Consider the following 24,289-nt stretch of genomic DNA (forward strand, 5'->3'; position numbering starts at 1 on the left):
TTCGCGTTCAACTAAGGTGTCCCGGAAACCACTCGGAGTCAGTAACAGTGGCGATGCGCTCGACACCGTGCGCGTCAGCAACTGAAATGACATCTCCGTACGTTGTTACTCTGAGAAATGTTCCACTTGCCACGTTAGCGGAGGGGTCCCACTTCAGACGTTCTTCAGTGTCGAGGTCTACAACCGTGTCTTCATCGATGTAGTAGTAATGAGGGAGGAAAAATCCCCGTGCGACCTCATCGACTGGGTCCGTCCCGAGGTAGCCCAGGAGCCTAGGGGTGGCGCCTATGTAGCCACCAAGAGCGCCATCTATGAGATCGACCCACACCTCACGCCCTCGCGGCTCCACAGCAGTCCACGCGCGAAATTTCTCGTCGAAGTCGCCAACCATTTGAGTGCGGAGCGATTCCATCGTGTCCGGGTGAATAATGTCTCTTGATCTCGTAATCCTGTACCTAAGCTGTGGGATTTGACCGATCCAAGTCCCACCGATACTCGGCCTCGGCAAGTCGGCTGGAAGCTCCAAGATTGCGTCCTCGCTCTCAGCAACAGTTTGGGAGCCGGTCCCGCGGTCCGCTACAGCCGCGGAATGCGCAGGATGGCTGCCAGAGTGGATGCTCTCGAGGCGCGCGATGAGCTGACCAACACGAGGTTGAATGTGCATTCCGCTTTCCGCTACGAAGCTGTGTACGACCTTCGCCGCCTCGGTAAGTTGTGCCAAGGTCGGGTCGCCGCCGAAGTGAAACCACGTGTTTCTCGTCCCCAATATCTTCCGCGCATGGTTTCGCTTCCCGGACCCCGCACCGAATACGCTTGCGTAGGGGGTATCTCGCTCGAAAACATAGTCGCGGAGAACCACCGAGCAGTCTTGGGGTTCAAACTTGTGATTTGGGTTCCAATTTGTTGGGTCCTCCCTCGTGAGTTCGCCTAGCCGCTCAGCGAACCAATGGGGGCCGTGCGATTCTCGCAAAGCGAAGTGAGCCGTTACGTAAAGGTCCCAACCGAACGCTTTCATTAAGGTGTAGTAACCCTTGACTAGCTCGCCAGCGCTCTCGTCCTCGGGAAGGGCAATGTTGACGTCTACATTCACAAGTTCGGCCCCTCAGAAAAAGCCTTCCCGTGCGCTTTCATAATCGGGACGATGCGGGTCGCGGCATATACAGCGAATAGCGGCGCGGGGTCATCCGTCGAGACCGTGACCGCTGGCTCGAGCTTGAAACGCGTGGCGGGCGGGAAAAGGTCGGCGTAAGCCCCGGTTCTGACCGCTCCCAGTTCGGCGAGAACTGCTTGCGCGTCGCCGTTTACGAGCTCGTCGATTCCCGACCAGTCGATAGTGTCTAGGCTCGCCCGTTCACTTCCTTCTTTGTACCTAAGCGCGCGAATTCGCGCCACGAGATCACCCCCGACGAATTTCGGCGCAAGCTCGCCTGCGCTCTTGAGGCGTTCGTAGTCTGCGGGGCCGCCAAGAAGCTCCGCTAGACGCAGCGAAACCTCGTCGCCACTGGGCCAAGTCACTAGTGCGATTTGGGCGCGCAGTCCATCATCTGTCCGCATGTTCGCAAGCGCGCATGTTCCCGTCTGATGCGCCCCATCCCCGCGCCACTGGCTAGTGGGAATACCAGTAAACGGGAATCGACCATCAAGTACTTCAACTTCTACCGTTGCGATTGTGAATTTAGCGCTCATATCTGTTTTTTACTCACTTAACCGTCTTGGCAAGCGCGGCCTGATATGCGGTGGTGATGACCTGGTATGCAAGGGGAGCTTTGCCGACGCGGACCGGGTCCCAATCCAGCGCGGAAACAACCGCCTTGTACGCCTCAGCGATTGATCCGATGTTTTCTCGAATGAATTGCACGGGGTCAACGCGCCATTCCACGAGACCGTCAGCGGACTGAGTCATCAACTCACGCACTCCGTAGACCACCGGATATAGGAAACCATCCGGGCTGGCCACAGGAATTGCTCGACCTTCGAAGTTTGTGGCCTTCGACCTCCCGCTCGCGTTCATCTTCTTGACCGCGCCGATACGCCCGTACTTTCCGTCGGCCTTGTTGTACGCATCGGGAAAGAGTTCCTCGATAAGGTCGAACACCTCTGGCATTTTGGAAGCGACTTTCAGAGCACTGTACACGCGCTGATTGTGCAACTCGAACGTGCCCCCTTGTTCAGAAGTTACAACGCTAAGACGCATAAACCCGTCAAACTTGGTCAAGCACTCGCCCTTGTTGCGGTACAAGTTCTGCGGAATCGGTGGAACAATCGGCTTTTCTTTGGGGTCCGCGGGCATCGGCTCGAGAATGCTTAGCGGAATCCAAGTGAGAGCGATCAAGTCGGAGACTTTCACGGCCCCGCCCTGCCCTGTCTTCCACTCGATACGCGCCGCGATAGGTGAAGGCAACAAGTCTTTGAGGTTGTCGTAGAAACCAGCCTGATTCGACTTTCCCGCGACAACAAGCTCGGCGTTGTTATTGCGTGCGGCACAGATTTCCAGAATGGAGGATTGGAATTCGTTCACCACAACGACATCATCGGGATCGCTTGGGACGATCAGCTCGACGGGGACGAGGAAACCTAACTCATCGTTTTCTGACGGCTCTTGTTGCCCGAACGCGGAGAGTTCTCCCCGGAATTGTTTGACGGCGTCGGCTTCCGCATCCCACAGCTGGCGGAACGAAGCCCAATCTCGAGCCTTTCGAACACTCTTATCGGCGACGCCCGCTGCCCTGAGAATGTGCAGGCCGATCGCCATCGTGTTGTGCCCGCCATCAAGAATCCCCTCCTTGTCCCGCTCTATGAACTCGGCACGGACGCGACCGCGGTCGAGAACCTCGAAAAGCGTAGCCCCGAGCAGAACCCCCTTCGTCTTAAACGGAAACTCTTTGGGCGTCGTGTGTATCGATTCGATTATGGCGTCGGTAACGCGGCCAACTCGGGCCGCTCGAGGGTTCGCTTCAAGGTCAAGAGCATCGATTACGGCGATGAAATGCCGTGCTCGCACGAAACCGGAAATTCGAGTTATGCGGCCAGCAGTCTGCTTGGCAAGCTGTTCGAATTTGATAGTGATGACCGCAGGGGCGGGGGTAATGACGTCCGACATGAGGTGTTCCTTCCGATGAGGGAAGAACTCCTGGCCCTGAGATGGAAAAAGCCGGCGTCCGCCGGCTTCTGCAATCTCGAGTTCCACGTTCTTGGAACTCTGAGTTTTCCAGAAGCCCTATCCAGGGTTACTGAGTTGTGTCGCGGCCTTCGCAGGTCCGCCAAATGGGATGAAGCCCTTTCGTCCGTCCGGAAGAAAGTAGATAAACATCTCATAATCGCGAGCGCTCGTCAAGACTTTTTTTGTTTTGATCGGATTCAGTGGCGCTTCGACGGTTTACACCCCTAAAACACTGAACAGGTTCAGCGCTAAAATTCCGCCACCGAATCTCGCAGGTCAAGCGCCCGAGAATAGCCGCGCAGGCTTCCCCACCGTGCCGGCGGCGAGCTCGCCCGTCGCCGCGAGTTGCGGTTCCATGGCGCGCCGGAAGCTGTCGCGCATGAGGGGTTCGCCGGCGACGGTTTCGTGCAGGTGCTGCAGTTGGCGGAGGGTGAAGGGGTGCTCCAGCAGGCCGGCCGGGTCGGGGGCTGCCGCGTAGCGTGTGCGGAGGGTGGCCACCGCTTGGTCGAGGATGTCGTTGTGGCCATACGGGAGGGCGCCAGCATCCGCCACCGGCACTACCTTCGCGAGGGACTCGTCGATCGTGAGGCTCGGCCACGGCACCACATCGAGGTGGGCGACCGACAGCACCCAGCCGCGATTGTCGCGGGCAGGGTCATCGAAAACGTGGAGCTGGCGGGGCGACAAGCCCGAGACTCCGGCCTTGGTGCGGAGGGAGCGCAGCACGGCATCCGCCAGCAACTCGCCCTCGTGCAGGAAGGTGCCCGGCAGGCGCCAGGCGGTGCCGGTGCCGGTACCGGTGCCAGTGCCGACGCCAGCTCCCGCGCGCACCAGCAGCGCGCTGAGCTCGCCGCCCGGCGGAACCGTGAGCACCGCGGTGTCGACGGCGACGGAGGGGCGCGGATAGTCGGTCAGGGCCCGGTCGTGTGAGTCGCGGTAGATCTCCATACAGACGATTATCGCAGATTCGCGCTAAATGTCAGTGGGGTGTCATACTCTGAATTTGCGCGACAATGCGCTAACTATCGGAGGCATCATGAACAGAGAGATTCACCGCCACCAGAACAAACCACTCCCCCAGCTCCACGTCGGCCACGGCAGCCACCACGGCGCCCTCAGCATCTTCCCCCTCTGGGTCAACTCGCCCCGCGTCACCGGCCTCGATTGGAAGGCCAGCAGCATCCGCACCGCCGAACGAGAAGGCTCCCCCGTCGTCGGCGAACTCGTACTGCACAACAGCACCGCCCGCCCCGTCGTCGCCCTCGAAGGCGACCTCCTCAAAGGCGGTTGGCAGGATCGGATGCTCGCCCGCAGCCTTCTGCTCGAACCCTTCGAGGCGCGCGTCGCCGAAGTGTTCTGCGTCGAAGCTGGGCGTTGGGGCGCACGCCCGGTGGAGACCCAAGCCGCCCACGAGGCCAGCGGCCGACGCAGTGCGCTCAGCGTGCGGCGCGGCAACGCCGGCGACGGCGAGCGCGGCGGAAGCCAGCAGTCAGAAGTGTGGCAGCGCATCAGCCGCTTCGAGAATGCCCTCGGCGCTACGGCTAGCTCCTCGATGCTTGATCATCTCGACCGCTCCGCGCCGCACCACGCCCGCCAGCTCGGAGCCCGCCCACTCGACGGCCAACGCGGCGTCATCATCGGCATCGGCGGCCGCGTAATCGGAGCAGAACTCTTCGGCAACACCGCCGGACTCCGCAGTCGGTGGCAGGGCATCCTCGCCGCCGCCGCCCTGGACGCCCAGCTCGCCCCACGCCGTCGCACCACCGCCCACGACGCCCGCGTCTTCACCCGTCACCTGCAAGGCGTGACCCTCGAAGACGGCGGAGACGGGGGGCTCGCCCGCGCAGTACGGTCACAACAGAGCCGACTGCGGGCATCCGGAATCGTGAACGCGAACGCGCACACCAGCATGCACACCAGCACCAGTGCACCAACAGCCAGCATCATCCACCTCACCGCGTTTGACGACGCGCACCCCCTATTGGAGAACGCATGAGCGAACCAACCCCCGCCCGAGAACGCCCCATCCCCGAACCGCAACGTTTCTACACCCGCTTCACCGACACCGGCTTTCTGCACGTCGGCACCTTCACTGGCATCACCCTCGACGGCGAGCGCCGCTACTTCATGTGGCAAACGGATGACTGGGAAGAGATCTACCTCTCCGGGTTCGAGTACTACCGTGACGATGATGACACTCACTTCGCCGAGAGCAGTCGCGACGAAATTCGGCAGCTCAGCCCCGACGCGGTGGAAACCGAACCGGGTGGCGGGAGCTTTCTCGACGCCTACTTTGGTCGGGATCCCGATGACGAGATGTATCAAAAGAAGCGCACCCCGGAAGGCGAAATGATGAGCGAGGCAACCGAGGCAACCGACGCGACCGACGCAGCCGGCCTCGAAGGCGATCGCGAGAGCGACACCGACACCGACGACATGCTCATGACCGAAGTGGATGCCATGGTGCAGCACGGCATCGCCGTCGGCATTGCGTCGATCGCCCACCGCGGCCAGACCGACAAGCTCGGCTATGACTACATTGATCACCCTGCCCGCGTCGCCGAGAGTTTCGATTGGCTGAACCAGCCGGTCGAGCACTGCGCCGCGTGGCTGCACGATGTGATCGAAGACACCGACATCACCGCCACTGACCTGCTGAAGGCCGGCATGCTGCCCGAGATCGTGGAGGCCGTCGTACTGCTGACCAGACGAGCGGATGTCGCCGACGCCGACTATTACGAACGCATCCGCCAGCATCCGGTTGCACTCGCGGTGAAGCTTGCAGACATTGATGACAACCTCGCCGAGTGGCGTTTTCGCAAGCTCGACTACGACCTTCAGGAGCGGTTGTCGAACAAGTATTTTCATGCCCGGCAACTGCTGCAGGCGACGCCCGAGTGATGCGCTCGCGCTGAACCCCAGCCGAACGACTCACTCCTTGACGATGCAGCATCCGACCCCACGGAGAACCCATGAAACTTTCTAGTGCCCAAACTGACCGCGCCACTGGCGTGATGCTCGCGATGGCCTGCGGCGATGCTCTCGGCGCTGGCTACGAATTCGGGCCTCCCTTCGAGGGCGAGGTTGCCATGAAGGGAGGCGGCGGCTTCGGTTGGGCGCCCGGAGAATGGACCGACGACACCTCCATGGCCGTGCCCATCCTGCGCGCGGCGGCCTCCGGGCGCGACCTGCGCGACGAGGCTGTGCTCGACGAGATCGTTGCGGCCTGGGTCAACTGGGCCAAGACGGCTCCGGATGTCGGGGTGCAGACCAGCGGAGCGCTCCGCGGCATCGAACCTACCGCGAGCGCCGCCCGCGCATCCGCCCGCCGCGTGCATGACGCTCGCGGTCGCAGCGGCGGAAACGGCTCGCTCATGCGCACCGCCCCGGTCGCACTCGCTTACCTCGGCGACGCGCACGCTCTCGCCGAGGCGGCCCGCGCGATCAGCGACCTCACCCACTTTGACGAGGATGCCGGCGACGCCTGCGTGCTCTGGAGCCTCGCCATCCGTCACGCGATCCTCACCGGCGAGGCGGATGTTCGGGTCGGGCTTTCGGCCCTCGCCCCCGACCGCGCCGCCCGCTGGGCCGAGTTCATCGCGGACTCCGAGACCCAGCAGCCCCGTGACTTCACCAAGAACGGCTGGGTGGTTGAAGCACTGCAGGCCGCGTGGTCGGCGATCGTCAACGGCGAGAGCCTCGTCGACACCCTCGAACGTGCCGTGCGGGGTGGCCGCGACGCCGACACCGTTGCGGCCATCGCGGGCGGTCTCGTGGGCGCCCGCTGGGGACTCTCCGCGATCCCCGCCGCCTGGCAGCGCATCGTGCACGGCTGGCCAAACCTCACGAGCCTCGACCTGGTGCGCCTCTCCACCGAGGTCGTGCGGGGCGAGCCGGTGCCCGAACGCATCGACTACACCGAGTTAGGCGATGTGTCGACGTTGGTGCAGCATCCGCACGACGCCGGAGTCTGGCTCGGCGCTGTCGGCGCGCTCGACGCGCTTCCCCCCGAAGTGGATGCCGTGGTCTCGCTCTGCCGCATCGGCTCTAGGCAGGTGCCAGCCCGCATCCGCCACCGCGTCGAGGTACGCCTGATCGACAAGTCGACACCCTCCGAAAACCCGAACCTGCTCTTCGTGCTCGCCGATGCAGCGGATGCCGTGGCCGCCCTGCGCGCCGAGGGCCACACGGTGCTGCTCCACTGCGTGCAAGCGCAAAGCCGCACCCCCACCGTCGCTGCGCTCTATGCCGCGCGGCACCTCGGGGTGCCGATCGATACTGCGCTGGCCGAGGTACGCGCGGCGCTGCCCAACGCTCGCCCGAATGGGGCATTTCGGGCGGCGCTTGCCGACACTAGCTTGGTTCGAACTGAGGGAGCATCCGAATGATGATCGATCTCCACACGCACTCGGCGGTCTCCGACGGTCTCGACTCCCCTGCCGAGCTGATGCGGCTGGGCGCCGAAGCGGGGCTGTCGGTCATCGGCCTCACCGATCACGACACAACGGCGGGCTGGGCAGAAGCATCCGTCGCCGCACAGGAGCAGGGCATCGGCTTACTTCGTGGTGCCGAGCTTTCTACGACGGATGCCCGGGGCGGCACAGTGCACATGCTGGCGTACCTGTTTGATCCGAAAGCGCCCGAGCTGCTTGCCGAACTCGCGAAAGCTCCCCAGCAACGCGAGGATCGCGTGCGGGCGATTATCGAGCGCCTCCAGCAGGATTTCGCTGTCTCGTTCGAGTCGATTACCGAGCGCGCCGGTGTCGGCACGATGCTGGGCAAGCCGCACATCGCGGCCGAGCTAGTGGCGATAGGAGCGGTCCCTACTCCGCGTGACGCTTTCACGAATATTCTCGCGGACGGCAGCAAATACCTTGTCCCCTTGATACGGATGAGCCCGCTCACCACTGTCGAGCTCGTCCAGAAAGCCGGCGGAGTCACGGTCATCGCGCATCCGCGAGACGGAGGACGGGGCAGCGGCCTCACCGCCGCCGAGATCGCTGAGCTGCGGGATGCCGGACTCTTTGGTCTCGAAGTCGACCACCGCGAGCACACCGCCCTCGCCCGCGCAGAACTCACTGCCCTGGCCACCGACCTAGGACTGCGGATGACCGGCTCCAGCGACTACCACTCGACGGTCAAGCCCAATCGCCTCGGCGAGAACACCACTGCCCCCGAGGTGCTCGACGAGCTCCTCGCGAGCGCGACCTCGGGGATGAGGCTCGTGTAGTCATGGAGCACGACGCGCCCGCAATGTCGCTGGCTACCGATATTTTCTCAGCAAGCGGACCGGCCGGGCCGCACAGGGAAGGTGGTCATGATGCCGCTAGAGCACGTCAACTCCAGCGCTGACGTTCTGGAATTAGCTTCCGGGCTGCTCAACCCGCGTCGAGACCGCCCGTGGGCGGTCGTATCGATTCCTGTAGCCGGCGCCTCTCCGCTGGTCGACGTCGATCAGCTGGCTACCGAGGTCGGGGATGTCTGCGGTATTTTCATCATCGCGACCGGCACTCTCACTCGCGAACTCGATGAGCTCCTCCCCGACCGCTGCCAGGTCTACGGTGGAGCTGCCCGCGTGTATCCAACAGGGGCCACGTGGCACAAAGCTCCCGAAGAGTCGCCGCTGCGAATCGTTCACAACCCGCGCGATACTGCAGACGTCACCGACAAATTAGTCGCGGATGCGCTCGGCATGGCCCACTCTGCGGGGCTTTTCGTCAAGGCTGCGCCGAGTTCCATTCCGGTCAGTGGCCACGTGCGTACTCTTCTCGCTGGCGGAAAACGTGCCCTCGTACAGCTGGACTCCGGCGGGTTCGCCACCATCGTTCACGAGCTCACTTTTCCGCAGATTCCCCTTGAGTGGGTCATCCGCGAGGACCAACGCGTCACTGGCTTGTATGACCCCGAAACCAAGCGACTCGCCCTCGATGTAGTCCGCGTCGACCCCAAGGAACTCCTCGAGCACTACCCCGACGGCACCGTCACTTTGGCATTCGTCGTTTCGGTTGAGCGGCAGACGGGCATTCTCGCTGTTCACCCTTCGCTTCCCATCACTGTCACGCGCGCACAAGTGTCAACGAATCCGTTGGACCGTGTCGACTTGCTCCTGGCCCCCGGCGATGTGGTGCGCGTGCGGGTGGTTCGGGATGCTCGGGGTCGCACTGCGGTTCGCCTTAGCGACGTGGATGACGACGAAGAGATTTGCACACCTCTTGCGCTTATCCCTGGGGGTGAGCCCTGGCTCGTCGAGGATCGACACAAGCCTGAAGTTATCCCTAACAAAGCCATGCCTCCGGAAAGCGACGACGAAACTCTTCCCGGTGATCCGACAGGCGACACCCTGCCCTCAGCCCCGCCCCGCCGCCCCGCACCGCGGCCGGCACCGGGCATCCACCTGATTAGAACGGCGGTCGACAGCAATCCGCTGCCGGAACGTGATTCGTTGACCGACGCCGAGCCCCTCAGCGAGCCCGCTAGCGAGCTCGACGACTCGCCCGCACCGCCCGCTCCTCGCCACAAGTCGTCTGCTCTTCTCACCACCCAATTAGCGCTTCAGCAGGAGCGCGAGCGCTCCAAGCGGCTAGAAGAGCAACTCCAAGAAATTGGTTCAGCGAGCGCCCTTGAACAAGCGTCAATCCTTCGGTTTGAACTTCGAGAGTTGCATGCCGAGAACGTGCGGCAGCAGGAGCAACTGGTGAGGCTGAAAGCTGACCAACAAACGCAGCGTGCACTGCTGCGTCGGGCACGACAAACTGTGTCTGAACCGCGCCAGGAGCAACGACGAGAACGTTTTGACACCGTTGACGAGTGGGTTCGCCACGAGATCTACCTTGCTTGGATCGAAAGAATGGACGCAAACGATCGGGCCAACTGGCCGCTCCCGACAAAGTATTCGGTCGGCGAGCAGTTTTCGCCGTCATTTGAACTGCACGATAGCTCTTCTCGCGATAAGACACTCAAAGCGGTCGTCGACGTGCTCACTGGCCGAGCGCGTGAACTCCCCGCCCGCGCGCTGCACCCGTTGCGAAGCGGCGACGGTGCGACCGCCGGCGACGTAGTTCGCTCTGACGGAGCTCGCTGCATGCGCGTTCATATCGAAAAGAATGTTGCATCAGCGCGACGTCTCCACTTTTGGCAATGTGACGACGGAGGCATCGAGCTGAGCCGAGTCGTGGTGCACGACGACATGGAACCGTGACCCCACCTAGCGAAGCTGCACTGGACCCGCGCCGCTAGTGCGAGCGGTGATCCTGAATCGTCATGCGCGCACCAAACGCCGGCTTGCGAAACCCGGATGCCGTGATGAGTCGCACAACCCGCTGACGGTGGCCGCGCCAGGGCTCGAGCAGTTCGAGCATCCGCTCATCGTCGACGGGTTCCCCAATGAGGGCCCAACCGACGACCGCGGCAAGGTGGTAATCGCCGACGCTGGGGCTATCGGGGTCGGCGTGGGAGCGCTGCGCGGTTTCGGCGGCCGTCCACACTCCAACGCCCACGACTGATCGCAGCGCGGCCTCAATGCGCGGCCCGCCGCGGCCCCAGTCGGCCGTGCGCTCGAGGGATGCCGCCACTTGCGTCGCGCGCATCACCGTCGCCGAACGCTGCGGCCCGACCCCGGCGCGGTGCCACTCCCACGACGGAATCCGCGCCCACTCCTGCGGCGACGGCACGACCCGCATCCCGGCCGGAGCCGGCCCGGGGGCTGGTGAACCGAACTTGGTGACGAGGATGCGCCACCCCCGCTTTGCTTCGATACCCGTGACCTTCTGCTCCAGAATCGCCATCACGAGTGCTTCGAACACGAGCTTGGTGCGAGTGAGCCGCAGGCCGGGGTTCTGCCGCTGGGCCTCAGCCGCGAAAGGAAGCGCCGATATATCGAAGTCGCTCCAGTCGTCGCCCTCCCCCAGCAACTCGGGAACGCTGTCGATCGCCCACTCGGCTCCGGCGCCCCACGCGGTGCACTCCACATGCGACTGGTGCTGCACGAGAAGCAAGGTGGCGGGGCCAGCAGGCGTGAGCATCGTGCGCCAGGTGCCCGCGGCATCCACCTGCATGGTCGGATCACCGGCACCACGCTTGAGCGGCTGCAGCGTCGCGCGCACATCGACGGGCCGCCCGGGCGCGAAACGCAGGCGCACAGGCTCGGCGGCAGCGAGCGCGTCAGTCATGAGCCCTAGATTACGCGCCACCCCTGACGTAGAGTTTGTCTCATGATGTGGTTGGTTATTGCGGCGGTGATCGGATTGATCACGGGGGTGCTGTCGTGCGAAGCACGCACTCCGACCTACAAACCGCTTCCCAACGTCGTCATTCTCATGGTGGGCATGGGCGCGGTAATCGTCATCATCGCAACAACAGGAGGCCACGGGATGATGGGCTATGCCTTTCTCGGCGGCCTGATCATTACCCAATTTGCTTACGCCCCGCGGATCTGGCTACGGGCCTTCCCCGAATCCGGCTTCACCTACTGGCAGCTGGTTGCGCGCCAATTCAGCAACCCCCGCGACCTGCGCAAGGAGTACACGGCGATGCTCGACGACCGCGAACTCTCAGAAGGCCAGAACCCCGCCGCTGACTAAACTGCGTCCATGCTTCTCTTCATCGGCGCGATCGTCGGCGGCCTTCTTATTGGGGCCGTCTATGCCAGGGTGCACGTGCCTACCCCTCGGCCGCTCCTCCGTGCGGGTGCGATCCTTCTTGGCTTCGCCGGCGCGATGGCCGTGCTGCTTCTGCAGCCCGACGTCGCCCCGCTGCAGCACGCCTTGAACACCCTCATCGCCTACGCCCTCAGCTTCGTGCTGGCGTCAACACTGGTGCGCGGTACGCTCTGGCACCGCCTCCTCCCCGACTCCGGTCGCACGCTCGCTCAGACCATAGGCCGTGTCTTCCTCCGCCCCGACGACGTGTACGACGAGTGGATGCTCTTCCTCCAGTCAGAGCTCGCCGCCGCCGAAGCCGACGAAGCCGACACGACTGTAGACGCGCCCGCGGCATCCAGCCCCAGCGCCGCCGGCAAGTGCAACTCCCCCAGCCAACAGCCGTAAACTTGCCCCGTGGCTGTTCCTAAGATCCTTCTCTTCTACGTGTTCACGCCGCTGGCCGATCCGGAGGCTGTGCGGCTGTGGCAGCGCGACCTGTGCGAGTTCCTCGGGCTCGGCGGTCGCATCATCCTCTCCAAAGACGGCATGAATGGCACCGTTGGCGGCGAGCTCAAAGACATCAAGCGTTACGTGCGCAAGACGCGCGAGTACCCGGCGTTCAAGAACATCGACTTCAAGTGGAGCGAGGGTCAGGGCAACGACTTCCCGAAGCTCAGCGTGAAGGTGCGCGACGAGATCGTGAGCTTCGGCGCCCCCGGTGAGTTGAAGGTCGACGAGAACGGTGTGATTGGCGGCGGCACGAAGCTCAGCCCCGAAGAGCTCCACGAGCTCGTGGCTCGCAAAGAGGTCACCTTCTTCGACGGCCGCAATCCCATCGAGGCCGCGATCGGCAAATTCACCGATGCGATAGTTCCGGATGTCGCCACCACTCGTGACTTCGTCGCCGAACTCGACAGCGGCAAGTACGACCATCTCAAGAACACTCCCGTTGTCACGTACTGCACGGGCGGCATCCGCTGTGAAGTTCTCTCCTCCCTCATGCGCAGCCGAGGCTTCGGCGAGGTCTACCAACTCGAGGGCGGTATCGTTCGCTACGGCGAGAAGTACGGCGACTCCGGCCTCTGGAACGGTTCGCTCTACGTCTTCGACAAGCGCATGGCCATTGACTTCACTGCAGACACCAAAGCAATCGGCGCCTGCTACCAGTGCGGTGCGGCAACCAAACGGGTTGAGAATTGCCACAACAAGGCCTGCCGTGAGCAGTTCGTGGTGTGCGATGAGCACGCAGACTCCGTGGCGTGTGCCGCGCATCCGATCGGCGAAGCAGCAATCAGCCGCTAAAGTTATGCGGCGCTGCGAACCAGATCGTGGCTCGCTAGCGCACAAAAATGCGCCATGATGGGTTCATGAAGATCGGAATCCTGACCAGCGGTGGCGATTGCCCCGGGTTGAACGCAGTTATTCGCGGCATCGTGCTCAAGGGCACGCAGGTCTACGACAAAGAGTTCGTCGGCTTCCGCGACGGTTGGCGTGGAGTCGTTGAAGGCGACGCCATGCCCCTCACTCGCAAAGACATTCAGGGCATCTCCAAGCAGGGTGGCACCATTCTGGGCACCTCGCGCACGAACCCCTTCGAGGGCACCGACGGCGCCGACACTGTGCGCGAAAACATGGAACGCCTCGGCGTTGACTCCCTCATCGCCATCGGCGGCGAAGGCACCCTTGCTGCTGCCAAGCGGTTGACGGATGCCGGCATCAAGATCGTCGGAGTCCCCAAAACGGTAGACAACGATCTTTCGGCCACCGACTACACGTTCGGCTTCGACACTGCCACGCAGATCGCGACCGACGCCATGGACCGCCTGCGCACCACCGGTGACTCGCACGGCCGCTGCATGGTCGCCGAGGTCATGGGCCGCCACGTCGGCTGGATCGCCCTCCACTCGGGAATGGCTGCCGGCGCTCACGCGATTCTCATCCCCGAACAGAAGACGAGCATGGCGCAGATCGTGGAGTGGGTAAATTCTGCTCGCGACCGCGGCCGCGCCCCTCTCGTTGTTGTGGCCGAAGGCTTCACGCTCGACACCATGGACGACGCCCACTCCGAGCGCGGCCTGGACGCCTTCGGTCGCCCCCGCCTCGGCGGCATCGGCGACCAGCTCGCGCCCGAGATCGAAGCCCTCACCGGCCTCGAGACGCGCTCAACCACTCTGGGTCACATTCAGCGCGGTGGAACGCCCAGCGCCTACGACCGCGTTCTCGCCACTCGCTACGGCCTCGCCGCAGTTGACGCGGTCATCCACGGCCGTTGGGGTCGCATGGTCTCCCTGCGGGGAACCGAGATCACCAACGTGGCGTTCGAGGATGCCCTCGGCAAGCTCAACACGGTGCCACAGTCACGCTACGACGAAGCTGCGATTCTCTTCGGCTAACACCAGCACTGAACCAAAACCCAGCCTGCGGTTCTAGGCTGACGGTATGTGGCGTGGAATCGAAGTAACCAAGAACGAGTCTGACCGACAAGCTCCGGCGCACGTGGAGCTCTCTGAGCAACTGGATGACAGCATCCTGATGCCCGGAGACGTGACGATCGATGTCGAGTTCTCCAGCCTCAACTACAAAGACGGCATCGCCCTCACCGGCAGACCTGGCATCGTTCGCGCCCCGCGCCTGATCGCCGGAATTGACCTCGTCGGCGTTGTCGCCGAGTCGACGGATGACCGCTTTAGTGCTGGTCAGCGTGTGTTGGTGAACGGCTGCGGTCTCAGTGAAACCCATCATGGTGGTTACGCGGAACGGGCACGTGTTCCGGGCGATTGGGTTGTTCCAGTGCCCGCCGGCATCAGCAATCATCAGGCCGCCGCCATCGGCACGGCCGGTTTCACCGCGATGCTCTCCGTGCTCGCCATCGAGCGCGGCGGGGTCTCCGGCGAGGTTCTCGTCACCGGTGCTGCCGGCGGAGTAGGGTCTGTGGCCATCGCCCTGCTCAATAAGCTCGGGTACAGCGTGACGGCATCCACTGGTCGCGAAAGCGAACACGACTACTTGCGCGCCCTAGGTGCCACCACCATCATTGACCGCGCCGAACTCAGCACCGAACCCAAAGCCCTCATGAAGCAGCGCTGGGCAGGCGCGATCGACGCCGTCGGTGGCACGACTCTGGCCTCGGCGATCGCCGCGACCGAGTACGGCGGCACCGTGACGGCGTGCGGCAACGCCCAATCGAGCGACCTGCACACGAGCGTGATGCCCTTCATTTTGCGCGGAGTCAGCCTCGTCGGCATCAATTCGGTCTTCACCCCGCGAGCACACCGCCTCGAAGCGTGGGAGCGTTTGGAGCGCGATCTCGACCTCAGCCTGCTCGAGAGCACGACTTCCACGATCGGGCTCAGCAGCGCTATTGCTGCTGGCGAGGACATCATCGCGGGTCGCATCCGCGGTCGAACTGTCGTTGACGTGCACGGCTAAGCATTCCGGCTGTGCCACACTTTTGAGCATGAACACTGCTTTAGCCATCCTCGGATCAGCTTTTATCTTTCTCGCCGCCCTCGTGCACCTCATGATTTTCTTCATGGAGAGCGTGCTCTTTCACACGCCTCGCGTTCAGCAGATCTTCGGCGTGCGCCCCCAGGATGCGGATGCCGTGAAGCCGTGGGCCTATAACCAGGGCTTCTACAACGTGTTCCTCGCTCTCGGCGCCGGAACGGGTCTCGTGCTCATGGGCACCACCAACCTGTGGCCGGCCGGCATCGCGCTCGCCATGTTTGGAGCGCTCAGCATGCTTCTCGCGGCCGTGGTTTTGATTACGTCGCAGCCGAAGCTGATGGCTCGCCCCGCGATCATCCAGGGAACGCCGCCGCTACTCGGAATCATCTTCCTCGTCCTGGCCCTCAACGTCGGCTAAGACGCCACGAACCGGCGGCAACCGCCACACCCGCGCTAACGTCGGCCTTCGCCCGCTGGCGGGCTGCACCACCCGCTAGCGGCGCAGGTACTCGACAAGCGTCTCGACGAGAGATTCGCTCGAGCGATCTTCGGCGATCACGTGCACGGTGAGACCAGCTGCACGCGCGTCGAACGCCGTGCGCGGACCAATGCACGCCACGATGGTGTCTTCGGGCAGCGGCGCGAGCTGCTCGGCCACTTGCCGCGCGACCGAACCAGAACTGATCAGCACGGCTGCGATACGACCGGATGCGACATCCTCGCGCACCTTGTCAGCGACAGGCACCCCAACGGTGCTATATGCCGAAACGCTCAATACCTCGTGACCGAGCGCACCGAGCCCATCGACAAGAGTCGTATCGGCAAGGTTCGATTGCGGTGCCAAAACCCGGAGGCCTGGAGTCGTGTCGGGCCACTCTTTAACGAGCCCACGACCGGAGTTATCAAACTCGGGAACGAAATCGACCCGGTGTCCAGCGAGCGCCAGCGCGCTGGCGGTGGTTTCGCCGACGGCAGCGATCTTGGTGTTGTCGGGGATTTTGACGCCACTTGCTATCAACACATCAATGGTGGTCGCGCTGGTCACAGCGATCCAGTCGAACTGCCCATCATTGAGTTCATGAAAGGCGTTGGCGAGCGCGGCGACATTCTCTGAGGGCGCGAAATTGATGAGGGGCGCAATCACGGGAATGCCCGCGTGACCCCTCAAAAGTGCTGCGACGCTGTCGCCCCAATTGCCTCCGCGCGGGACGAGCACGCGCAAACCATCGAGTGCTTTTCTTGCCATGCTCTCTATACTCCCCCTGTTGGGGAGTCAGACGCTAATCGAGCTAGTCGTCGTCGCTGAGAATTGCCCATGCAACGACGGCCACTACCGAGACCGCGGCCGCTGCTGCACCAATAATCCACGGCAACGGGTTGCTCTCGTAGGAGGTGCGTACGTTGGTTGCAACTTCATCTACACGCTTGCCAATGTTGAACTTATCTTCGATGGCGTCGAGCGTTTTTTCGAGTTCGGCGCGAGCCTGCTCGATCGTGTTGTTGGTCTCTTCAGACATTATGACCTCCGCTTTCGGGTGCCTTTGATGGCACGAACGTCGCTCTTAATACTTTCAATCGTTTCGGTGGGGGCTGGCGGGGTTCCCTTTTTGACGAGCGCGAGGCCCACAAAAACGAGAATCGCCACGATCACAAGCAAAATGCCGGCCACGATCAGAGCGGCAGCCCAGGCTGGCACTACTTCCGCAAAGCCGAGCACGGCGGCAGCAATGAGAACCATCAGCGCAAACAGCGCGAAAAACGCTGCTCCCGCAAACAGGCCAACGCCAATTCCGGCGTTCTTGAGTTTGCCGACCATCTCGCTCTTGAGCGATTCGATCTCTCCGCGGACGAGATCGCCGAGAAGGCGAGGGACGTCGGCGATTAGTGCAGCGAGTGACCGCTTGGGGTCGCGCTGCGGTTCTGTATTCGGTGATTCACCGTACATGGCAGCCCTACTTCGAGTTGGTGGACTTCGTCGTGGATGCCGCTGACGAAGACTTCTTGGCGGCAGGCTTCTTTTTAGGCGCGCTGCTGGTGGTCGTCACTTTTTCTGGCGCCGCCTTGTCGCTCTTGCTTGACGCGACCTGCTTGACAACCTTCTTGGCGCCGTCTGCAAGGAACTCCGCAACATCCGGAGCCTTGTCTTTCACAAAGTCTTCAGCGTTATGGCGTTGCTGGGTGATGCGGGGATCGTTCCACAGCTTGCCTGCCGTTGCCTTGATCTTTTCGTACTTTTCGCGGCCAGCGCGGGTTCCGAGCACGTAGCCGATGCCGAGTCCTACTACTAGGAGGATCTTGCCCTTCATGGTGAACTCCATTTCGTTGCCGGTTGGTTCTTCCAACATACTCGCGTTAACTGCAGCCCGGGGTCAGGGTTTTCTGGTAACGCAGGTAGCTATTCTGGAGCATATTCTCAGATTGGCATAGTGCTTCCCCAAGAACTCACACAGAGTTTACAGTCGAGCCATCATCGCTTTCGAGGCCCGCGGCGAGGTCGCCGCAAGCAATCCCGGCTACTGAGGGGCGGATGCCGCGGCGGCAGCCTTCGCGGCGGCGGGCAGCGCCTCGACAATCTTCGAGACCACGCCATCGTCGTGGGCTGCCGAAACGAACCACGCTTCAAACACGCTCGGCGGCAGCGAGACCCCGGAGTCCAGCATCGAGTGGAAGAACGGTGCGTAGCGGTAGCCCTGCTGGGCCTTCACGTCGGCAAAGTTCATCGGCTCGGAGCCGCTAAACACGAACGAGAACAGGTTGCCCGCGTGCTGCACGACGTGCTCAACACCCTCGGCGGAGAGTGCGGCCGACGTTTCGGCCGAGAGAGTTTCGGCAACCTGGTTGAGCCGCGAATACACGGCGTCGTCAGCGAGCCGCAGCGTAGCGAGGCCCGCCGCAACGGCGACGGGGTTTCCGCTCAGGGTGCCAGCTTGGTAGACCGGGCCGAGCGGAGCCAGCAACTCCATGATGCGAGCCGAACCACCTAGAGCGGCCAACGGCATCCCGCCACCGATGACTTTGCCAAAGGTGAAGAGGTCGGGAACCCAGCGCGCCTCGGGGGCGTCGGGGGTGGCGGCCGCGGCAGCGCGAGCATCCAAGCCCCAGTAGCCAGCGGGGTCAACACGGAAGCCCGTGAGAACTTCGTCGCTGATCGCGAGGGCGCCGTGCTCGTGGGCGATGCGCACGATGGCTTCGTTGAAGCCTGGCTGCGGGGCGAGCACGCCCATGTTCGCGGCGGCGGCTTCGAAGATCACGCCGGCAATGTCGTGGCCGTGTTCGGCGAAGACCTGCTCGAGCGCGGCAATGTTGTTGTACTCAATGACAAGGGTCTGCGCGGCGGTCTCGGCGGTGACTCCGGCAGAGCCAGGCATCGAGAGCGTCGCGAGGCCAGAACCGGCTTCAGCCAAGAGCCCGTCGGAGTGACCGTGGTAGTGCCCGGCAAACTTCACAAGTAAGCGACGACCGGTGGCACCGCGAGCCAAACGGATGGCCGTCATGGTCGCTTCGGTGCCGGTGGAAACGAGGCGCAAGCGCTCGATTGGGCTCACTCCCCCGACGCTGATGCGGGCGCGCACGAGTTCGGCGAGCTCGGTCTCGGCGGGGGTGGAAGCTCCAAAGCCGAGGCCGCGCGACGCTGCCTGCTGAACGGCGTCGATCACTTCGGGATGAGCGTGGCCGAGAATGGCGGGGCCCCACGAGTTGACGAGGTCGATGTACGACCGGCCCTCGACATCCGTCACGTACGAGCCGGAGGCCTTCACGTAAAAGCGGGGCGTTCCGCCGACGGAGCCGAACGCACGCACGGGCGAGTTGACGCCGCCCGGAAGCACGCCGCGAGCGCGGTCGAACGACTGCTGGTTGGTGGCGGTGGCGGACGGGGTGTTGGACGTGGTGTCGCTCATTCGCGTAGCCATTCTGCAAGTTCAGTTGCGTAGTAGGTGAGCACCGCTTCGGCGCCAGCCCTCTGGATGCTGAGTACTGATTCTTCGATAGCGCGGCGGCGGTCGATCCAGCCGTTCGCGGCGGCGGCTTCGATCATCGCGTATTCGCCGGAGACTTGGTACGCCCAGACCGGCACGCTGCTGATGGCGCTGGCGTCGGCCAGCACGTCGAGGAAGCTCATGGCGGGCTTGACCATCACCACGTCGGCGCCTTCGTCGATGTCGAGTTCGACTTCGCGGATGCCTTCGCGGCGGTTGGCGGGGTTCTGTTGGTACGCGCGGCGGTCGCCCTCAAGCGAGGACTGCACGGCTTCGCGGAACGGTCCGTAGAACGCGGAGGCGTACTTGGCGGCGTAACCGAGCAAGGGGGTGTCGGTATGACCAGCGGTGTCGAGCGCGTCGCGAACGGCGGCGACTTGGCCGTCCATCATGCCGCTGAGGCCGAGCAGTTGCGAGCCGGCTTCGGCCTGAGCGACGCCCATTTCGCGGTATCGCTCGAGCGAGGCGTCGTTGTCGACGACGAGTTCGGTCACACCGGTCACGGGGTGGGTGCGTCCGCGCAGTACCCCGCAGTGACCGTGATCAGTGAATTCGTCGAGGCAGAGATCGGTTTGCACCACGAGGGCGTCACCAGCCTCGGCGACAGCCGCGCGCGTGGCGACGTTGAGGATTCCGTTGGGGTCGATCGCTCCCGAGCCCTCGGCATCCTTGTGTTCAGGCACACCGAAGAGCATCACGCCACCGACGCCGAGTTCGGCGGCTTCGGCAATCGCGCGGCGCATCGAGTCGAGCGAATGCTGCTGCACGCCCGGCATCGAACTGATCGCGGCAGGCTCGGTGAGCCCTTCGCGCACAAACATCGGCAGGATCAGCTGGTTGGGGTGGGTGCGGTTTTCGGCGACCAGACGACGCATCGCCGGGCTCGACCGCAAACGGCGGGGGCGGATGATCACGCTCGTGCCCCGGTGAGCTCCCCAGCGCCCTGTGCCAAAAGATCGTCGGCGACCCGCTGTGCTGCCTCGCGGGCCGGGTCATCCACATCGTTGACGTACAGCGCGTGCGAGCTGGTGAGGTAGCGGGAGCCATCGAGGGCGTAGACCCGCGCATCCAAGAACAGCAGGCCGTCGTCGATCACGGCGTGCGCTCCGAGGGGTGCCGAGCATCCGGCGTCGAGGAAAGCGAGAACGTAGCGTTCGGCGTCTGTCTTGGTGCGGCTGGGTTTGTGGTCGAGCACTGCCGCGAGCTTCTCTTCACCCGTGCGCGTTTCGATCGCGAGGGCGCCTTGGCCGGGAGCCGTTGGCCAGCCCGAAATGCCTAGGTACTCAGTGATGGCGGCGGCACGACCGGCGCGGGCGAGGCCGGCGGCGGCGAGAATGACGGCATCCAACTCACCGTTTGACACCTTGTCGAGTCGCGAATCGATGTTGCCCCGAATGTCGACAACTTCAAGGTCGGGGTAGAGCGAACGCAGCTGAGCTTGGCGACGGGGCGAACCGGTGCCGACCTTGGAACCGGCGGGCAATGTCGCGAGCGTGAGCTCATCGCGAGCACACACCACGTCGCGCTCGTCGGCACGCTTGGGGATGGCCGCGATCGTGAGACCGGGCACGGGAGCGGTCGGAAGATCCTTGAGCGAGTGCACGACAACATCGCACTCCCCCGCGAGCAGCGCTTCGCGCAGAGCGTTCGCAAACACACCCTGCCCGCCGATCGTGGAGAGCGATTCTGTTGAGCGGTCACCCTGAGTGGAGATCGGAATGATTTCCGTCTCGACGCCGGTCTTGCTTTCGAGCTGGCGTGCCACCGTGGTGGTCTGCGCCATTGCGAGTGTGCTGCCTCGCGTGCCAATTCGAATTACGGTCACGGTGCTACCCCCGCGGCTGCCGGCTTGAAGCCGAGCCGCACGTTTTCACAGCATCCAGGACGACAGACGTCGTACCAGGGGCCGATTGTTGTTAGTGCGGGGCGGTCTGCCACCGGCACTCCGTCGCGGCGCTCCAACACGAGGTCAACAAGACCCGTGACGAACGCCGGATGTACGCCGGGCGTGGGAACGCGAACGGCAACCATGTTGTGGCCTCCCGCCGTTTCCAACGCTTCGGTGTCGAGATCCCACTTCACTTCCATGTGGTCAGAAATGAATCCGACCGGAACAATAACGACCGCTTCGATGCCATCGGCGGCAAGCGCATCGATGGCGTCGTTGATGTCGGGCTCGAGCCACGGCATCGAGGGCGGGCCACTGCGCGACTGGTACACGAGACTGTGCGCCGGCAGCGTGGTGGCGGAAAAGTCTTCCGCCTGCGCCGCCATCACAACTTCGGACACGGCGAGGTGCTGTGCCGCGTAGGCACCGCCCTCTCCGAAACCGCGCGACTCCGGGCCGCTCTTGGCGGCATCCGTCGACGGAATCGAGTGGGTCGTGAAGAGCACGTGCGTCTTCTCGGGCGCAATGCCCTTGGCGGCGATCTGAGCGAGACCGTCACGAACGCCGTCGATGAACGGCTGCACGAAGCCGGGGTGGTCGAAGAACTGACGCACCTTGTCGATCTGGATCGTGCCTTCGAGACCGGTCTGCTCGAGCGCAATTGCGTAGTCTTCGCGGTACTGGCGGCAGCTCGAGTACGAGCTATAGGCGCTCGTGCCGACGGCGATGAGCTTCTTAAAGCCGCGCTCGTTGGCCTCGGTGAGCGCATCGCTCAAGTAGGGGTTCCAGTTGCGGTTTCCCCACAGCACGGGCAGGTCAATGCCGCGACGAGCAAGTTCGGCTTCAAGCGCGGCCTTCAACTCGCGATTCTGGTCGTTGATCGGGCTGATGCCACCGAACGCGCGGTAGTGATGCGCGACCTCTTCGAGGCGCTCTTCGGGGATGCCTCGTCCGCGCGTGACGTTCCGCAGGAACGGGATGACATCGTCTTGACCCTCAGGCCCACCAAAACTCGCGAGGAGAATGGCGTCATACGCCACGGCTTCTTCAACGTGTTCGGGGCCGGATGCCGCGGCATCCGTAGCACCGAGAACGTGGGTCATGCCAGCACCTCAGCGATCTCGTCGAGAGTGATGCGACGGCCCGTGTAGAACGGCACCTCTTCGCGCACATGCAGGCGGGCATCCGTCTGGCGCAGGTGACGCATGAGGTCGACCAGGTCGACAAGTTCGGGGGCTTCGAGCGCGAGCATCCACTCGTAATCTCCGAGGGCGAAGCTCGCAACGGTGTTCGCGAGAACCTGGGGCATTTCGGAGCCCTTCATGCCGTGGTCGCGCAACATCTTGCTGCGCTCGGCATCGGGCAGCAGGTACCACTCGTAGCTACGCACGAAGGGGTAAATGGTGAGCCAGGCTTCGGGCTCCTTGCCGCGCATGAAGGCGGGCATGTGGCTCTTCGAGAACTCCGCGTCGCGGTGCACGCCCATGGCGTTCCACGTGGGAAGCAGCGAGGCGAGCGGGTCATGGCGACGCAACTCGCGCAGTGCCCATTGGAGGTCTTCGGGGTTGCTGCCGTGCAGCCAAATCATGATGTCAGCGTCGGCGCGCATGCCCGAGACATCATAGAAACCGCGGATGGTGACCCCGCGGGCCTCGACAGCGGCAACAGCCGGCTCCAAGTTACCGGCGAGCGCCGGACGGTGCGGGTCACGACGGAGAACCGCCCACAGCGTGTAACCCAAAATTTCAGTGGACTTGTCGACGTCTGTCATGTCTTCCATTCTCTCCCGCGCCTTCTGGGCACACTGGGAAAATACCGTGAGTTAGGTGAACCTAACTAGCTTACCTCTTGAGTGGCGTCATCGGCCTCGGTGGCTGGCGCGGTGGCTGCTTCGGCGGCGGGCTTCTCGGCAGGTTCCTCGGCAGATTCCTCGGCCGCGAGCGCCAGCAGTCGATCGACCGTGGCATTGGCGTGCGTGACGATGCCAGCCAGCCCGGTTCCGCCGACGGTTTCGCCGACAACTACTACGCCATCCGTGCGCTCAGCGGCGGCAAGCGCGGCCGGGCGAACCCATTCGCGACGAGCACAATCAATGACCGACTCCGGTGGCAACGAGACCCCGAGCAGCACTTCAGCATCGTGACGAGCAACGTCAGCGAAGTCTCCGGCGGGCACCTCGTTGTACGAGAGGCGCACGACGTGGTGGCCGTTCGCTTGCTCTTTCAACCACTGCCACTTGGCGGTCGCATGGGTGAGGGCGCGAGCGGAGACTGCGGTGCAGCCGGGGGCGACGAGCACTCCCGAACCGCGGGGTTCGGCATCCAACGCGGGCGCATCAAGCACAAGAGTCGCGAGCGTGACGGTGCGGCCACGAACGGGGGCGAGGATGCCGGGAGCCGCCACAATGACGGTGCCGTCGAGTTTTGCAAGCTCGTCGGCACTCTCAATGCGCCGGTCGAGCTCGACAACAACCCCGTAGGTCTTCAGGTCGGCGGCCAACTCAGTCACAAGTCGATTGATTCCGCCCCGGATACCCTGAACCGCTGTTCCGGCCGGCATTGCGCCGCGCATCGAACGCACCGCTGCCGCCAACGACCCGTGGAGGGCGAGGCGTTCCTTGAGCGTTGCAACACGGTCGAGCGGAAGATCGTCGGGGTGCAGCGAGTACACGCCGTGCACGACGGGGGCGACCAGTTTCTCTACAACGGCCTTGCCCATGCGGCGACGAACGAGAGCACCGAGCGACACATCGGTGCGCTTTCCAAACCACGGAATTAGCGAATCGAGTTGGGCGCGCAGAGCGCCGCCCATACCCAGAACCGCAATCGTCTGAGCGTCGAGCGGTGTCGCCGGAATGCCCAAAATGCCGGTGCTGGGCAACGGGAGGGCCGCGCCATCCACGGGCTGCAGCCAGGCACCTTCGTCGCTCGGCGAAACGATGTCGTCGCCAAGGCCCAACTCGCGAGCGAGGTCGGCAACAGTATTGCCGCGGGTGGCGAAGCTTTCGGCTCCGGCATCCAAATTGATGCCGCCGACAAGGTGGGATGCCACTGTGCCGCCCAGATGATCGCTTGCCTCAATGAGGCGCACGGTTCGGCCAGCCATCGCGAGGCGGCGCGCAGTGACAAGCCCTGCGATGCCGCCGCCGACGACGGTGAATTCTGTCGCGATCACGCTC

Annotated in this window: 26 protein-coding genes; 11 read left to right on the forward strand and 15 right to left on the reverse strand. The window is 63.5% G+C overall.

Annotated features, from left to right (window positions below; translation table 11 throughout):
• Positions 1–7: 7 nt before the first annotated feature.
• The 4 genes from I6E60_RS00740 to I6E60_RS00755 all read right to left on the reverse strand — a co-directional run bounded on the left by I6E60_RS00740 (position 8) and on the right by I6E60_RS00755 (position 4,108).
• Positions 8–1,090 carry a hypothetical protein gene (locus I6E60_RS00740; protein WP_197178365.1) on the reverse strand — a complete coding sequence of 361 codons (1,083 nt, stop codon included), beginning with the start codon at positions 1,088–1,090 and terminating at the stop codon, positions 8–10.
• Positions 1,087–1,515 (reverse strand): hypothetical protein, encoded by a 429-nt coding sequence (locus I6E60_RS00745; RefSeq protein WP_197178367.1) that lies wholly within the window; start codon positions 1,513–1,515, stop codon positions 1,087–1,089. Before I6E60_RS00745 ends, I6E60_RS00740 begins: the two co-directional genes overlap by 4 nt.
• A 184-nt stretch (positions 1,516–1,699) precedes the next feature.
• Entirely contained in the window at positions 1,700–3,100 is a 1,401-nt protein-coding gene (locus I6E60_RS00750) for a hypothetical protein (protein WP_197178369.1), read from the reverse strand.
• 336 nt (positions 3,101–3,436) lie between these two features.
• The gene (locus I6E60_RS00755; RefSeq protein ID WP_197178371.1) at positions 3,437–4,108 is read right to left on the reverse strand and encodes an NUDIX hydrolase; all 672 of its coding nucleotides are present in this window, start codon (positions 4,106–4,108) and stop codon (positions 3,437–3,439) included.
• A gap of 88 nt (positions 4,109–4,196) precedes the next feature.
• On the opposite strand from I6E60_RS00755, the gene I6E60_RS00760 reads away from it, so the two are divergent.
• The 5 genes from I6E60_RS00760 (at position 4,197) to I6E60_RS00780 (ending at position 10,358) form a co-directional block, all read left to right on the forward strand.
• Positions 4,197–5,156, forward strand: a complete 960-nt coding sequence (locus tag I6E60_RS00760) for an ARPP-1 family domain-containing protein (RefSeq protein WP_197178373.1) — start codon at positions 4,197–4,199, stop codon at positions 5,154–5,156.
• Positions 5,153–6,061 carry a hypothetical protein gene (locus I6E60_RS00765; protein ID WP_197178375.1) on the forward strand — a complete coding sequence of 303 codons (909 nt, stop codon included), beginning with the start codon at positions 5,153–5,155 and terminating at the stop codon, positions 6,059–6,061. Before I6E60_RS00760 ends, I6E60_RS00765 begins: the two co-directional genes overlap by 4 nt.
• A 71-nt stretch (positions 6,062–6,132) precedes the next feature.
• The gene (locus tag I6E60_RS00770) at positions 6,133–7,548 is read left to right on the forward strand and encodes an ADP-ribosylglycohydrolase family protein (RefSeq protein ID WP_197178377.1); all 1,416 of its coding nucleotides are present in this window, start codon (positions 6,133–6,135) and stop codon (positions 7,546–7,548) included.
• Complete coding sequence (locus tag I6E60_RS00775; RefSeq protein ID WP_197178379.1) at positions 7,545–8,390, forward strand: PHP domain-containing protein; 846 nt, start codon at positions 7,545–7,547, stop codon at positions 8,388–8,390. Before I6E60_RS00770 ends, I6E60_RS00775 begins: the two co-directional genes overlap by 4 nt.
• Before the next feature lie 87 nt (positions 8,391–8,477).
• Positions 8,478–10,358, forward strand: coding sequence for a hypothetical protein (locus I6E60_RS00780; protein ID WP_197122128.1), 1,881 nt, complete (start codon positions 8,478–8,480; stop codon positions 10,356–10,358).
• Between the two features lie 34 nt (positions 10,359–10,392).
• On the opposite strand, the gene I6E60_RS00785 is transcribed toward I6E60_RS00780, so the two are convergent.
• Positions 10,393–11,328 carry a DNA-3-methyladenine glycosylase gene (locus tag I6E60_RS00785; protein ID WP_197178381.1) on the reverse strand — a complete coding sequence of 312 codons (936 nt, stop codon included), beginning with the start codon at positions 11,326–11,328 and terminating at the stop codon, positions 10,393–10,395.
• 42 nt (positions 11,329–11,370) lie between these two features.
• Here I6E60_RS00785 and I6E60_RS00790 point away from each other — a divergent pair, with 42 nt between their 5' ends.
• The 6 genes from I6E60_RS00790 to I6E60_RS00815 all read left to right on the forward strand — a co-directional run bounded on the left by I6E60_RS00790 (position 11,371) and on the right by I6E60_RS00815 (position 15,664).
• On the forward strand, positions 11,371–11,739 hold the full coding sequence (locus I6E60_RS00790) for a hypothetical protein (RefSeq protein ID WP_197178383.1): 369 nt from the start codon (positions 11,371–11,373) through the stop codon (positions 11,737–11,739).
• A gap of 9 nt (positions 11,740–11,748) precedes the next feature.
• Complete coding sequence (locus tag I6E60_RS00795; protein ID WP_197178385.1) at positions 11,749–12,204, forward strand: hypothetical protein; 456 nt, start codon at positions 11,749–11,751, stop codon at positions 12,202–12,204.
• Between the two features lie 9 nt (positions 12,205–12,213).
• On the forward strand, positions 12,214–13,101 hold the full coding sequence (locus I6E60_RS00800) for a rhodanese-related sulfurtransferase (RefSeq protein WP_197122140.1): 888 nt from the start codon (positions 12,214–12,216) through the stop codon (positions 13,099–13,101).
• A gap of 65 nt (positions 13,102–13,166) precedes the next feature.
• Positions 13,167–14,192: a 6-phosphofructokinase gene (locus tag I6E60_RS00805; RefSeq protein WP_197122143.1), complete on the forward strand. Its 1,026-nt coding sequence runs from the start codon at positions 13,167–13,169 to the stop codon at positions 14,190–14,192.
• A gap of 46 nt (positions 14,193–14,238) precedes the next feature.
• Positions 14,239–15,228: an MDR family oxidoreductase gene (locus tag I6E60_RS00810; protein WP_197178386.1), complete on the forward strand. Its 990-nt coding sequence runs from the start codon at positions 14,239–14,241 to the stop codon at positions 15,226–15,228.
• A 28-nt stretch (positions 15,229–15,256) separates the two neighbouring features.
• Entirely contained in the window at positions 15,257–15,664 is a 408-nt protein-coding gene (locus I6E60_RS00815; RefSeq protein WP_197122148.1) for a DUF1304 domain-containing protein, read from the forward strand.
• Positions 15,665–15,739: 75 nt separating this feature from the next.
• On the opposite strand, the gene I6E60_RS00820 is transcribed toward I6E60_RS00815, so the two are convergent.
• From I6E60_RS00820 to I6E60_RS00865, 10 genes are all read right to left on the reverse strand, one after another.
• Entirely contained in the window at positions 15,740–16,492 is a 753-nt protein-coding gene (locus I6E60_RS00820; RefSeq protein ID WP_197122151.1) for a uroporphyrinogen-III synthase, read from the reverse strand.
• 43 nt (positions 16,493–16,535) lie between these two features.
• Positions 16,536–16,763, reverse strand: coding sequence for a DUF3618 domain-containing protein (locus tag I6E60_RS00825; protein WP_197122154.1), 228 nt, complete (start codon positions 16,761–16,763; stop codon positions 16,536–16,538).
• Entirely contained in the window at positions 16,763–17,191 is a 429-nt protein-coding gene (locus tag I6E60_RS00830) for a phage holin family protein (RefSeq protein ID WP_197122157.1), read from the reverse strand. The genes I6E60_RS00825 and I6E60_RS00830 overlap by 1 nt, the downstream gene beginning before the upstream one ends.
• A gap of 7 nt (positions 17,192–17,198) precedes the next feature.
• Positions 17,199–17,552 carry a YtxH domain-containing protein gene (locus tag I6E60_RS00835; protein ID WP_231601083.1) on the reverse strand — a complete coding sequence of 118 codons (354 nt, stop codon included), beginning with the start codon at positions 17,550–17,552 and terminating at the stop codon, positions 17,199–17,201.
• Between the two features lie 207 nt (positions 17,553–17,759).
• Positions 17,760–19,145, reverse strand: coding sequence for a glutamate-1-semialdehyde 2,1-aminomutase (locus I6E60_RS00840; protein WP_197178388.1), 1,386 nt, complete (start codon positions 19,143–19,145; stop codon positions 17,760–17,762).
• Complete coding sequence (hemB, locus tag I6E60_RS00845; RefSeq protein WP_197178390.1) at positions 19,142–20,137, reverse strand: porphobilinogen synthase; 996 nt, start codon at positions 20,135–20,137, stop codon at positions 19,142–19,144. The genes I6E60_RS00840 and hemB overlap by 4 nt, the downstream gene beginning before the upstream one ends.
• Positions 20,134–21,048: a hydroxymethylbilane synthase gene (gene hemC / locus I6E60_RS00850; RefSeq protein ID WP_197178392.1), complete on the reverse strand. Its 915-nt coding sequence runs from the start codon at positions 21,046–21,048 to the stop codon at positions 20,134–20,136. Before hemC ends, hemB begins: the two co-directional genes overlap by 4 nt.
• Positions 21,045–22,214 (reverse strand): ferrochelatase, encoded by a 1,170-nt coding sequence (locus tag I6E60_RS00855; protein ID WP_197178394.1) that lies wholly within the window; start codon positions 22,212–22,214, stop codon positions 21,045–21,047. The genes hemC and I6E60_RS00855 overlap by 4 nt, the downstream gene beginning before the upstream one ends.
• Positions 22,211–22,891 carry a hydrogen peroxide-dependent heme synthase gene (gene hemQ, locus I6E60_RS00860; RefSeq protein WP_197178396.1) on the reverse strand — a complete coding sequence of 227 codons (681 nt, stop codon included), beginning with the start codon at positions 22,889–22,891 and terminating at the stop codon, positions 22,211–22,213. The genes I6E60_RS00855 and hemQ overlap by 4 nt, the downstream gene beginning before the upstream one ends.
• A 56-nt stretch (positions 22,892–22,947) precedes the next feature.
• Positions 22,948–24,285: an NAD(P)/FAD-dependent oxidoreductase gene (locus I6E60_RS00865; RefSeq protein ID WP_197178398.1), complete on the reverse strand. Its 1,338-nt coding sequence runs from the start codon at positions 24,283–24,285 to the stop codon at positions 22,948–22,950.
• Positions 24,286–24,289: the final 4 nt, after the last annotated feature.

Source organism: Salinibacterium sp. SWN167, from assembly GCF_015864665.1.
Classification (GTDB): domain Bacteria; phylum Actinomycetota; class Actinomycetes; order Actinomycetales; family Microbacteriaceae; genus Rhodoglobus.

Excerpts from the sequence above, each read along its gene's own strand:
- I6E60_RS00805 (WP_197122143.1), top strand. The coding sequence starts at position 13,167 with ATGAAGATCGGAATCCTGACCAGCGGTGGCGATTGCCCCGGGTTGAAC.
- I6E60_RS00810 (WP_197178386.1), top strand. The coding sequence starts at position 14,239 with ATGTGGCGTGGAATCGAAGTAACCAAGAACGAGTCTGACCGACAAGCT.
- I6E60_RS00795 (WP_197178385.1), top strand. The coding sequence starts at position 11,749 with ATGCTTCTCTTCATCGGCGCGATCGTCGGCGGCCTTCTTATTGGGGCC.
- I6E60_RS00755 (WP_197178371.1), bottom strand. The coding sequence starts at position 4,108 with ATGGAGATCTACCGCGACTCACACGACCGGGCCCTGACCGACTATCCG.
- I6E60_RS00775 (WP_197178379.1), top strand. The coding sequence starts at position 7,545 with ATGATGATCGATCTCCACACGCACTCGGCGGTCTCCGACGGTCTCGAC.
- I6E60_RS00750 (WP_197178369.1), bottom strand. The coding sequence starts at position 3,100 with ATGTCGGACGTCATTACCCCCGCCCCTGCGGTCATCACTATCAAATTC.
- I6E60_RS00855 (WP_197178394.1), bottom strand. The coding sequence starts at position 22,214 with ATGACCCACGTTCTCGGTGCTACGGATGCCGCGGCATCCGGCCCCGAA.
- I6E60_RS00830 (WP_197122157.1), bottom strand. The coding sequence starts at position 17,191 with ATGTACGGTGAATCACCGAATACAGAACCGCAGCGCGACCCCAAGCGG.
- I6E60_RS00770 (WP_197178377.1), top strand. The coding sequence starts at position 6,133 with ATGAAACTTTCTAGTGCCCAAACTGACCGCGCCACTGGCGTGATGCTC.
- I6E60_RS00765 (WP_197178375.1), top strand. The coding sequence starts at position 5,153 with ATGAGCGAACCAACCCCCGCCCGAGAACGCCCCATCCCCGAACCGCAA.
- I6E60_RS00825 (WP_197122154.1), bottom strand. The coding sequence starts at position 16,763 with ATGTCTGAAGAGACCAACAACACGATCGAGCAGGCTCGCGCCGAACTC.
- I6E60_RS00790 (WP_197178383.1), top strand. The coding sequence starts at position 11,371 with ATGATGTGGTTGGTTATTGCGGCGGTGATCGGATTGATCACGGGGGTG.
- I6E60_RS00780 (WP_197122128.1), top strand. The coding sequence starts at position 8,478 with ATGATGCCGCTAGAGCACGTCAACTCCAGCGCTGACGTTCTGGAATTA.
- I6E60_RS00785 (WP_197178381.1), bottom strand. The coding sequence starts at position 11,328 with ATGACTGACGCGCTCGCTGCCGCCGAGCCTGTGCGCCTGCGTTTCGCG.
- I6E60_RS00840 (WP_197178388.1), bottom strand. The coding sequence starts at position 19,145 with ATGAGCGACACCACGTCCAACACCCCGTCCGCCACCGCCACCAACCAG.
- I6E60_RS00835 (WP_231601083.1), bottom strand. The coding sequence starts at position 17,552 with ATGAAGGGCAAGATCCTCCTAGTAGTAGGACTCGGCATCGGCTACGTG.
- I6E60_RS00760 (WP_197178373.1), top strand. The coding sequence starts at position 4,197 with ATGAACAGAGAGATTCACCGCCACCAGAACAAACCACTCCCCCAGCTC.
- I6E60_RS00820 (WP_197122151.1), bottom strand. The coding sequence starts at position 16,492 with ATGGCAAGAAAAGCACTCGATGGTTTGCGCGTGCTCGTCCCGCGCGGA.
- I6E60_RS00815 (WP_197122148.1), top strand. The coding sequence starts at position 15,257 with ATGAACACTGCTTTAGCCATCCTCGGATCAGCTTTTATCTTTCTCGCC.
- hemQ (WP_197178396.1), bottom strand. The coding sequence starts at position 22,891 with ATGGAAGACATGACAGACGTCGACAAGTCCACTGAAATTTTGGGTTAC.